Source organism: Undibacterium sp. TC9W (genome assembly GCF_049339865.1).
Taxonomy (GTDB): Bacteria; Pseudomonadota; Gammaproteobacteria; order Burkholderiales; family Burkholderiaceae_D; genus Undibacterium.
The window spans coordinates 1-13,459 of sequence record NZ_JBMPPJ010000021.1 but is presented as its reverse complement, the minus strand read 5'-3'; the positions used below and the strand labels follow the sequence as shown (position 1 = coordinate 13,459).

Here is a 13,459-nt window from a genome sequence, read left to right as displayed (position 1 = left end):
TAGAGTCCTCATGCATACCAAGACAATTTCGCAATTATCCGCCCTGCTGCAAAGCAAGCAGGTTTCCGCCACCGAACTTGCCCAGCATTATCTGAACCGGATTGCTGCCAGTGACCTGAATGCCTTCCTGCATGTGAATCCTGAATGGACTTTGCAACAGGCTGCCGCAGCCGATGCACGTCTGGCCACTGGTGATGCCAGTGTATTGACGGGCGTACCTATCGCCCATAAAGATATTTTCGTGACACGCGACTGGCGCTCTACAGCAGGCTCACGCATGCTGGAAAATTATGTCAGCCCTTTCGACGCCACCGTGGTTGAGCTATTCAACAAGGCTGGTACCGTCACCCTGGGCAAATTGAATTGCGATGAATTCGCCATGGGTTCATCGAATGAAAATTCTTATTTTGGTGCGGTGAAAAACCCTTGGGACAAGACTGCCGTACCTGGTGGTTCTTCTGGCGGTTCGGCAGCCGCGATTGCAGCGCGACTGGCACCGGCAGTGACGGCTACTGACACTGGCGGCTCTATCCGCCAACCGGCATCGTTTTGCGGCGTCACCGGTATCAAGCCAACTTATGGCAGTGTATCGCGTTACGGCATGATCGCTTTTGCGTCTTCACTGGATCAGGGTGGCCCTATTGCCCAGACAGCAGAAGACTGCGGCATTTTGCTGAATGCGATGACAGGTTTTGATGAGAAAGATTCGACTTCTCTCGAACGCAAGAAAGAAGATTTCAACCGTGACCTGAACAAATCTTTGCAAGGTCTGCGCATAGGCGTACCCAAGGAATTTTTCTCTGCTGGTCTGGCTGCCGACGTAGAACAAGCCGTACGTGCTGCGCTGGCTGAATATGAAAAGCTGGGTGCGACACTGGTAGAAATTTCCCTGCCAAAAACCGAATTGTCCATCCCTGTGTATTATGTGATTGCACCGGCAGAAGCCTCCTCCAATCTGAGCCGCTTTGATGGCGTGCGTTATGGTCATCGTGCAGCCAATTACGATGGACTGGAAGAAATGTACAAGAAGTCGCGAGCCGAAGGTTTTGGTGCTGAAGTCAAGCGCCGTATCCTGGTTGGTGCCTATGTACTGTCACACGGTTACTACGATGCCTATTATTTGCAGGCACAAAGAATCCGCCGTCTGATCGCCCAGGACTTTGCAGCAGCTTTCGAGAAATGCGATGTCATCATGGGGCCGGTGGCGCCAACCGTGGCATGGGACCTGGGCTCGAAAGCGGATGATCCGGTAGCCAACTATCTGGCTGATATTTTCACACTCTCGACCAGCCTGGCAGGCTTGCCAGGCATGTCCATCCCTTGTGGTTTTGGCCAAGGTGAAAAGAATGCGAAACGCCCGGTAGGTTTGCAAATCATCGGCAATTATTATGATGAAGCGAAATTGCTGAATGTGGCCCACCAGTTCCAGCAAGCGACAGACTGGCATACACGCACACCGGCATGAGTCTCTTCCCTCTGGCAGGGAATGAAAGATCATGGACATGGAATTGATGTGCTGCTTTCGATAAAAAAGCAGAGGCAATAAACAAAGATATAACGAGGAATATTATGCAATGGGAAGTCGTTATCGGTTTTGAGACGCATGCGCAACTCAAGACCAACTCAAAAATTTTCAGCGGCTCTTCAATACAATTTGGTGCCGAACCCAATACCCAGGCAAGCCCGGTTGATCTGGCCCTGCCTGGCGTGTTGCCGGTCATGAATAAAGGTGCGGTAGAAAAAGCCATACAGTTTGGCCTGGCCGTCGGTGCCGTGGTTGCGCCTGAATCCATCTTCGCCCGTAAGAATTATTTCTACCCTGACCTGCCCAAAGGCTATCAAATCAGCCAGTTTGAGATCCCGGTAGTACAGGGCGGCTTCGTGCCTTGCGTGTTTGAAAAAGATGGCAAGACTGAGTTCAGGAATATACAACTGACACGCGCTCATCTCGAAGAAGACGCTGGCAAATCCACCCATGGCGCAGCCCAGGGCATGACAGGCATAGACCTGAACCGTGCAGGCACGCCCTTGCTGGAAATTGTCACTGAACCTGTGATGCGCAGTGCTGCTGAGGCCGTTGGCTATGCAAAAGCCCTGCACTCGCTGGTGACCTGGCTGGATATCTGCGATGGCAATATGCAGGAAGGTTCTTTCCGTTGCGATGCCAACGTTTCTGTGCGTCCTGTCGGTCAAAAAGAATTTGGCACACGTTGCGAAATCAAGAATCTGAACTCTTTCCGTTTCCTGGAAGAAGCGATCAATATTGAAGTCCGTCGTCAGATCAACGAAATTGAAGAAGGTCGCCCTATCATCCAGGAAACTCGCCTGTATGATCCGGACAAAAAAGAGACCCGCTCGATGCGCAGCAAGGAAGATTCGATGGATTATCGCTACTTCCCCGACCCTGATTTGCCGCCGTTGAAAATCAGCCGCGAATGGGTAGAGCAAGTTCGCGCCACCATGCCTGAGCTGCCATCTGCGATGCGCCAGCGTTTCATCGAGCAATTGGGCTTGACTGAATATGATGCGACCATCCTGACGCAGTCCAAAGGCATGGCTACTTATTTTGAAGCGGTGGTGACTGCCGCTGGTACCGCACAAGCCAAACCCGCTGCAAACTGGATGATGGGTGATGTGTCAGCGACACTGAACCGTGAAGGCCTGGATATCAGCGCTATTCCGGTCACCGCTGCTCAGCTCGCCGTATTGTTACAGCGCATTGCTGATGGCACGATTTCCAACAAGATTGCCAAGGAAGTGTTTGCAGCGATGTGGCAGGCACCATCTGCAGCTGTAAATCTGGCAGATCAGGTGATTGACGCCAAAGGTCTGAAGCAAATTTCTGACGTTGGCGCGCTGGAAAAAATCATCGACGAAGTCATGGCCGCGAACCAACAGTCTGTTGATGAATACCGCGCTGGTAAAGAGAAGGCATTCAACTCTCTTGTTGGCCAGGCGATGAAGGCAACCAAGGGCAAGGGTAACCCGGCTCAGGTCAATGAATTGCTGAAGAAAAAACTGGCTGGTTAATTCCCGTCTGAAAATAAAAAACGGCACATCTGTAAAGATGTGCCGTTTTTTTATACCTGCTGATTTAATGTCTGGCTTTTAGTGCCTGGCTTGGTGTCTGCTTCAATTCCCGACAGCATTCTCCATCGATATCAGTTCGGCGCAAAGTAAGCAGCTACTGTCTGTACATCATCCACACTGATATTACCTGCAGTGACGCGCAGTTTGAGGTAGCTGATCAGGTAATTGTACTTGGCCTGCGCCAGGTCACGTTTGGCGGCGACCAGTTGTTGCTCGGAACCGAGCACGTCAAGATTAATACGCACACCACCCTTGACACTTTGCTTGGTTGCTTCAACCAGCAAAGTCGCGGAATTAACTGACTTCTGCAATGCACTGATTTTTGTCAAACTGGTTTGTATCGCATTAAATTGCTTACGCAATTCTATCGAAATCCTGTTCTTGGTTGCGTCCAGATCAGCCTTGGCTTTGTCGCGGTTGGCGATGGCCTGATTACTGATTGCGGTGACATAACCACCAGAATAAATCGGTATCACCAATTGTACGCCTATGCTCTTGATCGTTTGATCTTGAGTACGTGTCGTGATACTGTCAGACAAACCACGGTTGTAACCAACATTCAGATCCAGCCTTGGTGTATGGCCTGCTTTACTTTTGCTGATCTCCAGCTCCGCAGCTTCGACAGAATATTTGGCGGCTGCAATTTCAGGATTGCTTTCTATTGCGATCGTCATCCATTCTTCAAAACTGGAGAGGGCAACAGGCATCACGGTAAACTCTGGGCGCAAGCCATCAAGCTGATTTACTTCACTGCCAATGATGGCAGAAAAAGCATTCTTTGCATTCAGTAAATTATCTTGCGCTTCTATCACCTGAGCCTCGGCAACATCAAGCTTTGCCTGGGTTTCCAGCATGTCGGTCTTGGTACCTTCGCCTTTTTCAAACATGCGCTCATTGATGCGTTTCTGTTCGGCATAAGCATCTCTTTGGGCACGGAACAAATCTACCTGATCTTCAGAGAATTTGACATCTGCATAAGCAGTTGTCAGGCGGATAATCAAGTCTTTGCTACGTGCAGAAAAGATAGCATCGCTATAGTTGGTCTGCGCTATGCCTTGCTTGTAACGCGCTGCCGTATCCAGACTGAACAGTACCTGACGCAAGGAAACAGAATTGGTGATACTGGTGTAATCGTAATTACTGACCGCCACACCGCCAGTTGGCTGACCCAAAAAGTTGGTCGCCGGCGAGGTGATTTCTGCGCGGTTTTTACCTGTTCCATAAGCATACTGTATGGTTGGCAATAAACCGGCTCGACCGATATTACGGTATTCCTTACCCGCGATATTCTCTGAAACTGCAGCACGGTAAGTCGGATCATTGATCAATGCAGCTTCATAGGCCTGCAACAGGCCCATGGCCTGAGCCTGGCCTGCCGACATCACCAGGATGCCACAGGCAGCTGCGATCAGATTAAGGCGCTTCCATGATTTTTTCATCATTAATCCTCAGTCATTGCAGAATGGGCACGGTCAATCACTGGTTTCAACAGGTAGTTCATCATGGTGCGGCCACCGGTGCTGACAAACATTTCAACAGGCATACCAGGACGGATGTTCAGGTTGGCAATCATTTTTTTGCCTTCAGGTGCTACTTCTGCACGGACTTTATAGAAGGCCTGGCCGGTTCTTTCATCGACCGTACGATCAGCGGATACCTGTGTAATGATGCCTGGGATATGCGGCGTGGTATTGGTATTGAAGGCAGAGAAAATCAATTCTGTTTTCAAACCGGCATGCACTTTATCTACCAGGTTGACTGGCAAGCTGGCTTCGACGATCAGCGCATCATCCTGCGGAACCAGTTCCATCAATTTGAAACCGCTAGGCACAACCGCACCTTTGGTGAATACATTCAGGCCTACCACGGTGCCTGACACAGGTGCTTTCACTGCGACATTGTTCAGATCAAAATCCAGTGCAGTCAGGCGGTTTTGCAAGGCTTCTGCTTCTTTCTGGACATCGGACAATTGTGTGCGGATTTCTTTTTGATAGTCTTGCTGACGCTGTGACTTACGCAAGCCCATTTCCATGATCTGGCGTGAGACACGGCCCATATTACCCAGGTCTTCAGAGATGCTGCCGTTCACCTGCGCATAAGTACGTTCCAGATCCAGCAGACGATTGCGGGCAATATAGCCTTCCTTGGCCAGGTCACGCATGCCATCAAGTTGTTCCTTGAGGAACTGTTGCTGTTGCTTTTTGCTGACCATGGATTCTTCCAGGCCTTTGTGTTGCGATTTCAAGCCAGCGATGTTTTCATCCACCGCACCCAGCTCACTTTGTATGGAAATCTGACGTGTAGTGAACAGTTGCTGTTGCAGCGAAATGACGTTAGCAACGCGAGGATCGCTTTTTGCCTCATCCAGTTCCTTGGGAAAACTGATGGACTTTGCACCTACGCGTTCAGCCAGCAATCTTGCTTCTACCGCCTGGGCTGTAAACAATTGTACCCTGGTGATTTCTGCATTTGACTTGGCACTGACAGAGTTCATTTTCAGCAAGGTTTGACCTGCTTTAACGACATCGCCATCCTTGACCAGGATTTCATCAACCGTACCACCAGTCTGATGCTGTATGACTTTACGGCTGGAGGCCACGGCCACGTTACCGCTCATGGGTACGCCCTTATCGAGCTTTGCCGTGAATGCCCACAGCAAGAAGCCGACCACGCCGATCAGGATGATGATCCAGCCCAGACGGGAGTAGCCGCGTGCATCTGTATTGACTTCGAGTATTTCTACGTTGTGAGTTGCCACGTCCGTGACATCACCTTTTTTGACCAATGCATTTTTCATGATTATTCCTCTTGTGCAGCTGTAGCATTAATTCTTTGCTGCGTATCTGCTGGTGGCTCTGTAGCTGCTGCTTGCAGACCGCCCTGAGCTTGTGCTTGTTGGGCAGCCTGTTGTGCTGCCGCAGCTTGCTGAGCTTGTTGCATCTGCTGTGCCTGTTGTTGATTTGCCTGATTCAGCGCGGCCAATACCTGATCACGCGGACCAAAGGCCTGGGCTACACCATCGCGTAACAACAAGAGCTTGGTGGTGGCACCCAGAATCGTCGTACGGTGAGTGATCAACACGATAGTTTTGCCACGTTGACGCAAATCATTCACAGCAACGACCAGAGCCTGTTCGCCGATATCATCCAGATTGGAATTTGGTTCATCGAGTACCAGCAGGGATGGATCGTCATACATGGCACGGGCCAGACCGATACGCTGCTTTTGGCCACCAGACAGACCGGCACCGCCATCACCCAAACGGGTGTCGTATCCTTGAGGGAAATGCAAAATCATTTCATGCACACCGGCGCGCTTGGCAGCCATAATGACTTTTTCAGAATCAACTTCACCAAAGCGTGCAATGTTTTCTGCTACTGTGCCGCCAAACAATTCTATGTCTTGTGGCAGGTAACCAATATTTGGTCCGAGTTGATCTTTGTTCCATTGGTAGATATCAGCGCCATCGAGACGCACTTTACCAACCGCAGCTGGCCAGACGCCTACCAGCAAACGTGCCAGTGTGGATTTACCGGAACCTGATGGGCCGATCACGCCCAGCACGTCACCTGGTTGCAAAGCCATGGACAAGCCTTTGACAACAACAACAGTAGAGCCCGGAGGTGCTGCAGTCACGCCTTCAACAGACAAAGCACCCAGCGGTTTAGGCAAGTCCATACCAGCCTGACGTGGTGGATTGGATGCCAACAATTCATTCAAACGACCATAGGCACCTTTAACTGTGCTCCATTGTTTCCATACACCGATCAGTTGATCGATAGGACCAGTTGCCTTACCCAACAGGATGGAGCCAGCAATCATCATACCAGGCGACATCTTGCCTTCAATCACCAGCAAGGCACCAAAACCGAGCACCAGTGACTGTACTGAGACACGTACAAATTTACTCAAAGCAGTGATAATGCCTGACTTCTCGCTCGCTTCTGCCTGCAATTGCAGGAAGCGGCCATGCAACTTGAACCAGCGCGACATCAGGTTAGGCAACATGCCCATGGCTTCAATAACTTCGGCATTGCGCAGATTATTCGTCGCCAGATTGCTGGAGACGATGGCCATGGTATTGGCTTCAGTCAAAGGTTTTTTGGAAACCACTTCATTGGCGTACGCCAGGATCACCATGACGATCACCGCAGCCAGCGCAAACAAGCCGAGGTAAGTGTCAAACATGAAGATCACGGCCAGATAGAACGGGAACCATGGTGCATCAAAGAAGGCAAACAAGCCCGCACCTGTGAGAAACTGACGGATTTGCGTCAAATCCTGCAAAGCCTGGCCGGCATTACCGCCACCACGCTTAAGGTTTTGTTCAAATGCAGCAGTGTAGATACGCTTGTTCATTTGCATGTCGAGCTTGGCGCCCAGACGTATCAATACAAAACTACGGATATATTCAAGTGCACTCATCAAGGCATACGCACCCAGCATCAACAATGTCAACATCAACAGAGTGATTTCGTTGCGGCTTTGCAAAACACGATCGTAAACCTGTAACATATACAGGGAAGGTGCTAACATCAACAGATTGATGATGGCACTGAAGATGCCAACGGTTCTGAAGGCACTTTTAAAGGTCATCAGAACCTGTGCAATTTCAGTTTGTGGAAGTTTTAGTTTCGAGATCATTTGTATTCTTTGCACACTGAAGTGCTAAAAACATCGCAATATAATAGGTGGCCGCTTGATGAGTAATCTCTTTGGAGGAGGAGTTCATCGGCATTTTTAGGGCAAGGCGGCATTATCCCTGTTCACAACTCAATTAAATGTGACGTACATCACATTTTTCGAAAGCGTAACACAAGTTTTACGCTTTTAAAACGTGTTTCGTGTATCGAAGCCGATATATTTCGCATACCCCCTCCTGTATATCAAAAATCTCCATATACTCTCTGCGGCGCTATTGATATTCCCGGAATACTCCCCATATATCGGTATCGCAAAAATTTTTGCCAATTGCATTGCATGCTCAATTGACATGCTTTTTAAACATAAAATGCTGTTGATTTACAATCAGATATGCACATCCGGCACTTCGTTGAAGCTTATTGAATGAATATATCTCACTTGAAATGCTGCAATTTGCTGTGACGTAGCCAGGATTCTCACTTGGTGAAGCCTTACCAGCATTGGAACCTTGTGCAGAGTGGTCGTGTTTTGAGGCTAAACAGGGATGTGCACTACAGAAGTTTAGGAATGCTTAAGTAAGAATGCTTAAATAAGAATGCGTAAAGCCGAGCGCACGAAGTGGTATGCGAAAAAAAACGCCCCGCAATATCCGTTGCGGGGCGCCGAGTTCTTAATGGTCTTGCTGGCTACGATATTATTTTAACTCAATTACTACCGTGTTTACCAGCGCTTGTGCAGATATCTCACTTTTTAGGTTAACTTTTGTGTCTTCAACCAGACCATAAACCCATTCTATTTGCGCTGGCAAACACACTTTTTGCAGGTCATAAAATTCACAGGCAAAACGACGGGCATTTTCACCCAGACGCTGCCTTTCTTCTGGTTGATCCAATAAATCACAGACTTCCTGGCTTAGTGCAGCCACATCAAAAAAATCGACCAGCCTGCCCGTTTCATTGTGACGTATGGCCTCTCTCAAAGGCTGGGTATTCGACGCGACGATGGCGCATCCTGCGCTCATGGCCTCAAGCAGGCTCCATGACAAGACGAAGGGATAAGTCAGATAGACATGAACACGCGACAATTGCAGCAAGGGAATAAAATGCTGGTAAGGGATATTCCCCAGGAAATGTATGCGTTCGCGCGCGCTTTCCGGTAGTTGCGGACTGACTTCGCTGAGGAAGATCTCTTTCCAGGACCTCCCGGTTTCAGACTTGGCACCGTAACTGACATCATCCCCACCCACCATCAGTACGTGGGCATTGGGGCGCTGTGCCAGTATCTGCGGCAAGGCACGCATGAAAATATGATAGCCGCGATATGGTTCGAGATTGCGGTTGACGAAGGTGATCACTTCATCATCACGCGTCAACTTCAATCCCCCACCCAGAGCCAGGGCAACACCGGGGTTGGGAGCGACCATATCCGTATTGATGCCGTCATGAATAACGCTGATGCGCTCACGGAAGGCGCTGGGGAAGGTGCTTGCCTGCCAGTGCGTAGGAGATATGGCAGCATCCGCCATTTCTATATGCAGCAGGTTATTGATATTCTTGAGTTGTATCTTGCAGGCTTGCTCAATCGCATTGGAAGAGAACTCAGGATCAAACCCGACATCCGCTCCTTGTGCGTGATAAAAGAATTCTGCATAGATACCAAGCTTGGCCGTGGGCCATACTTTTTTGAGGAACAGACTTTCACCCCAGCCTGGATGGGCGATAATCACGTCAGGCACAAAACCCTGCTCACGCAACTGCAATGCGGCACGCATGGCAGCCTCACCACGGATGACCTTGGGTTCGCTATCGGCCAGCCAGGGATGGGTTTCAGCACTGGTGCCACGTGCAACCTGGTATGAGAATACCTTGACGCCATTCCACAGCGCCGGAGCAGCCTTTTGCATGGTCAGTGCGACAACTTCATTCGCCGGGTCTGCAGCCAAGGCTGGCGCAAGATGGACAAACTGACCTGGAAAATTTTGGTGAACGAACAGGATTTTCATAGCGCAAATTGAGTAGGAATACGAACTTCGTAAATTGCTACAGTATAAACGCTATTCGGCAGCACAGAGTCGTGCCGATGCACTCATGCTGCAGACAAATCTCAGGAAGTGAGCAAATGACGGGAGAATGCTTCAATAATGCCGTCCGGACGTAAATGATGCTCGTCTATATGCCATTGCTGATTCGATTTACCACCACCGCCATCGGTCAGGGTAAACACATCGAGAAAATCCAGACCCCGCTCTGCTACCTGCTGCTTCAGACTGGTATTGAACAATGTCAAAAACTGACCAAATTCCTGCAACTGGTCTGCCGTATAGCCATTTTCATTGATTAAATAGGCAGGAACACCGCTGATGATGAGCTTTAGCTGGCGCGGCCGCGCATAGGCAACAATAAAATCCAGGAAGGCCACTATGACATCCTGCACCCGCTGCGCCAGGCTGATGTTGGGGGCGTTGTGGGCATCAGTAGTGTCGGTGTTTGCAGTTTTTTTACTGGCTTTCAGGATGCCGCTATCAATGCGGCAATCAATTTCGCCTACGGTAATCAATACGCTGGATGCGACAGGCAAGGCCTGCAGATAATGCTGCATTAGTTGCTGGTAATGATTGGTTTCGACTTTACCGATTTGCCATTGTGTACAGCCTTCTATCCATAGCCCTTTGCATTGCAGATGTTGACCCTGATAAGTGACCAGCAGATTATGGGCCGACAAGATGTGACTCTCACCTATGACATACAGCGTGCCTTGCGCTTGCGGGTTTTGTACCTGCTGCCTGTACATCTGCCACCATAATTGGATTTTCAACATGAAGGCGCAGTAAATCAAAGAACCCTTGTCTTTAATCAGCGCATTGCCCAGCATGTCCTTTGCCACTTGCAACAAAGCATCTACATTCGCCTGGTTACCAAAGACATAGTGCAGGATCGCCAATTGTAATGCGGCATTTTGTCTGGGAAAACCGGTCGTGGTCAGTTCCAGCACTTTGGCATAATGCTGAACCGCCTCATTTAACTGGCCAGTGATTTTATAGGCGTGAGCCAGGCAAGCGTGCAATTCTGGATTGTCGGGGGCGATGCTTAATCCCTGCTGGTAACTTTGCCTCGCCTCAGGCAGTCTTTCCAGTTTCAGCAGCGCGTTACCACGATTATTCCAGGATTGAAAATGACCAGGATGACTACGCAGCACATGTTCATAGTCAGCCAGGGCCTGCGCATACTGGCGCATGTCCATGTACAGATTACCGCGGTTAAAATGCGCATCAGAAAAATCTGGCTGTTGGCGCAGCACATGCTCGTAACATGACATGGCCTCTGCTTCGCGTCCCAAGGCACTTAATGCATTCGCCTTATTGTTGAGAACTTCGGCAAAGTCGGGCGTGGCCGACAAGAAACGGTCATAACTGACAATGGCATCAGCGTGGCGCTCAAGGTCCATTAAAACATTGCCGAGTGAGGCATGTATGATGGTATTGGCTGGCTTGATGGAGGCTGCCAAAGTCAGTAGATCAAGCGCCTCTTGCAGAGCACCCGTACTACGCTTGATCATGCCCAGAAATTGCAAAGCGTCGAAATGCCTGGCGTTAATCTGAAGTATCTGTTGATACAAGACGGCAGCATCAGCCAGTTTTCCAGTCTGATGCAGCACCAAGGCCTTTTGCATTAATTGTGCCGCTTCGGCTTCTGCCGCAGTACTTCCTGCAACAGATTTCACCTGTCGTGAATTACCTGGCATTTTCTTTTTATACATTTGCTACAGCAAGTATTATTTCAGCTGCGCCATTACCAGACCCCTGACTTCTTCCTCAGTTCTCGCATTTTTTGTCCCCACCGCCCATAAATCAAAAGCGGATGGCCTAGCTGCTGCTACAACCGTCTTAAAACCGGACCCTGCCAGAGTATTCATCAGTACTTTTTGGGTAAAGCCACATCGGTGCGCCATAAACAGATTACCTCTTTCCATGGAAGCACGATGACCATACAAGATATCAAGGGGAGAAATCGGACCTGCTGGTGATACATAGGCTGGGTCAAGCAATTTATCTTCGACGACCAACTTGCAGACAGAAATCAAGTCGGGGCAGGTCACTACAAATATCCCATCGTCTTTCAAGACACGCAAGATTTCCTTGAGAGCCAGTGGTACTTCATGCGGATACAGATGTTCAATATTATGCGAAGAATATACCGCATCGATAGAGGCTGTTTCAACGGCACTCATATCCGTCAACGTGCCTTGTATGTCAGGATTGACGGTAGGATCAATATCAAAGCGTATTTCCTGCCAATCATCTGACTGAAAAAAAGGCGTGGTGCCTGACTTGTTTTGAGGGCCGCAGCCTACGTGTAATAATTTCAAAGCATTCACCTTGTCGTTTGATCCCAAAGAAAATGGGGCACAGGCCCCATTTTCCATTCACACTCTATATCAAGTCAAATACAGATTACTGTACCTGATCTGGACGTGAAGAAGCCAGCGCCACTTTAGGCAGGTGACGGAAAGACGCCCAGTGCAATTCCAGCAGGGACATCAAACCACTACGCACCCAACGCGCCAGTGTTGCATCATCAAGTGCCAGGACTTTTTCACGATCGACAATACGGAAGCCACCGATCAGGTGAACTTCATCGCCTTCACGGAAGTTGAGGTCTTTGGCAACCAATACGCCTGTGGTTTCCAATTCATTCAGAATGACGCGGCCTTCACGCAGGTTTTTCTCATAGCTGTTCAGCAGTTCCAGTACCTTACCAAAGCTAGGATTGAATTCTGCTTTGTCTGTAAACACCAGTTCACCCTCTTTGGTGTTGAACTGTGGCGCATCCATATCAGCAGCCAGCACATAGTCATCAGTATCACCAATACGGCCCAGGATGAACGGGTAGCGACGTACATGAACTGGTACATAGGCCTCAGTCCATTGATTTTTTTCATTCAGGAATACGTTGCGTTCTCTCAAACCCAGCACGGCAATCGGATTGAGCAAGCCGGATTGTGAGAACAAGACTGGATAAAACTGTGCTGCCTCAGGAATTTCTGTCGGTGCCAGTGGGGCAGTCGTCAGACTACGGGCAAAAGCAAAGTCAGCAGCTGGTTGAAAGCGCAAAGAGGCATGCAGGTTCTTGTCCAGGGTTTGAGCATTTTGAAACATAGTAAAACTCCAATAACTAGAAAAAGCCCATTTCCATTGACGGCATGGGTTAAGCGCCAGGCTTAGATGACATTAAATCGCAAATCAGTATTTATTTTGATCAAAACACGCAAAAAGCGACTACTTACATTGAAATGAAGACGTTTTGGTCAAAATCAAGTGCAGTATTGTATCAGCAGCTTAAAGCGATGGCGCTTTTTTCAGCATACAGGCAGTTTCGGGGAGATGCGTGCTGCAAAATCAAAGCAGACCAGGGTTGCGGGTGCGACTTTATTAATAGAAACGGTCAATGCCTGATTTTTTCCAGAGCGGTAATGACATCATAACAGCCCAGTCGCCAATGCTAACGCTTACGCCATATCAGCAGATAGCCTGGAATGGCCTGCAGATTTTCCATTCTGATGGTCTGTGGCAAACATTGCAAAGACCTAAATCCATGTTCTGGAGCCTGTAAATAAAAGTGTGTAAGTAATTCTGGCAGATGAAGCTCCTATAATGAGGAATTGCCAAAATGACGACAAACGCAATGGAAAGAAGCAAACTGCAGGCGCTGGCCAAAGAGCTGGCGAA

Annotated in this window: 9 protein-coding genes; 2 read left to right on the top strand and 7 right to left on the bottom strand. The window is 49.1% G+C overall.

The window, feature by feature from the left end:
- Positions 1–10 precede the first annotated feature (10 nt).
- Positions 11–1,465, top strand: a complete 1,455-nt coding sequence (gene gatA / locus ACO0LN_RS23565; RefSeq protein ID WP_422978051.1) for an Asp-tRNA(Asn)/Glu-tRNA(Gln) amidotransferase subunit GatA — start codon at positions 11–13, stop codon at positions 1,463–1,465.
- A gap of 89 nt (positions 1,466–1,554) precedes the next feature.
- Complete coding sequence (gene gatB / locus ACO0LN_RS23560; protein WP_422978203.1) at positions 1,555–3,030, top strand: Asp-tRNA(Asn)/Glu-tRNA(Gln) amidotransferase subunit GatB; 1,476 nt, start codon at positions 1,555–1,557, stop codon at positions 3,028–3,030.
- Between the two features lie 131 nt (positions 3,031–3,161).
- Here gatB and ACO0LN_RS23555 read toward each other — a convergent pair whose 3' ends face one another.
- The 7 genes from ACO0LN_RS23555 to ACO0LN_RS23525 all read right to left on the bottom strand — a co-directional run bounded on the left by ACO0LN_RS23555 (position 3,162) and on the right by ACO0LN_RS23525 (position 12,889).
- Positions 3,162–4,529 carry a TolC family outer membrane protein gene (locus tag ACO0LN_RS23555; RefSeq protein ID WP_422978050.1) on the bottom strand — a complete coding sequence of 456 codons (1,368 nt, stop codon included), beginning with the start codon at positions 4,527–4,529 and terminating at the stop codon, positions 3,162–3,164.
- A 2-nt stretch (positions 4,530–4,531) separates the two neighbouring features.
- The gene (locus ACO0LN_RS23550) at positions 4,532–5,887 is read right to left on the bottom strand and encodes an HlyD family type I secretion periplasmic adaptor subunit (protein ID WP_422978048.1); all 1,356 of its coding nucleotides are present in this window, start codon (positions 5,885–5,887) and stop codon (positions 4,532–4,534) included.
- A gap of 2 nt (positions 5,888–5,889) precedes the next feature.
- Entirely contained in the window at positions 5,890–7,686 is a 1,797-nt protein-coding gene (locus ACO0LN_RS23545) for a type I secretion system permease/ATPase (RefSeq protein ID WP_422978046.1), read from the bottom strand.
- 742 nt (positions 7,687–8,428) lie between these two features.
- The gene (locus ACO0LN_RS23540) at positions 8,429–9,736 is read right to left on the bottom strand and encodes a glycosyltransferase family 4 protein (protein ID WP_422978044.1); all 1,308 of its coding nucleotides are present in this window, start codon (positions 9,734–9,736) and stop codon (positions 8,429–8,431) included.
- A 101-nt stretch (positions 9,737–9,837) separates the two neighbouring features.
- Complete coding sequence (locus tag ACO0LN_RS23535; protein ID WP_422978042.1) at positions 9,838–11,475, bottom strand: tetratricopeptide repeat protein; 1,638 nt, start codon at positions 11,473–11,475, stop codon at positions 9,838–9,840.
- A gap of 30 nt (positions 11,476–11,505) precedes the next feature.
- The gene (locus tag ACO0LN_RS23530) at positions 11,506–12,099 is read right to left on the bottom strand and encodes a class I SAM-dependent methyltransferase (RefSeq protein WP_422978040.1); all 594 of its coding nucleotides are present in this window, start codon (positions 12,097–12,099) and stop codon (positions 11,506–11,508) included.
- An 85-nt stretch (positions 12,100–12,184) separates the two neighbouring features.
- Positions 12,185–12,889, bottom strand: a complete 705-nt coding sequence (locus ACO0LN_RS23525) for a SapC family protein (protein ID WP_422950020.1) — start codon at positions 12,887–12,889, stop codon at positions 12,185–12,187.
- Positions 12,890–13,459: the final 570 nt, after the last annotated feature.

Excerpts from the sequence above, each read along its gene's own strand:
- ACO0LN_RS23540 (WP_422978044.1), bottom strand. The coding sequence starts at position 9,736 with ATGAAAATCCTGTTCGTTCACCAAAATTTTCCAGGTCAGTTTGTCCAT.
- ACO0LN_RS23535 (WP_422978042.1), bottom strand. The coding sequence starts at position 11,475 with ATGCCAGGTAATTCACGACAGGTGAAATCTGTTGCAGGAAGTACTGCG.
- ACO0LN_RS23550 (WP_422978048.1), bottom strand. The coding sequence starts at position 5,887 with ATGAAAAATGCATTGGTCAAAAAAGGTGATGTCACGGACGTGGCAACT.
- gatA (WP_422978051.1), top strand. The coding sequence starts at position 11 with ATGCATACCAAGACAATTTCGCAATTATCCGCCCTGCTGCAAAGCAAG.
- ACO0LN_RS23545 (WP_422978046.1), bottom strand. The coding sequence starts at position 7,686 with ATGACCTTTAAAAGTGCCTTCAGAACCGTTGGCATCTTCAGTGCCATC.
- ACO0LN_RS23525 (WP_422950020.1), bottom strand. The coding sequence starts at position 12,889 with ATGTTTCAAAATGCTCAAACCCTGGACAAGAACCTGCATGCCTCTTTG.
- ACO0LN_RS23555 (WP_422978050.1), bottom strand. The coding sequence starts at position 4,529 with ATGAAAAAATCATGGAAGCGCCTTAATCTGATCGCAGCTGCCTGTGGC.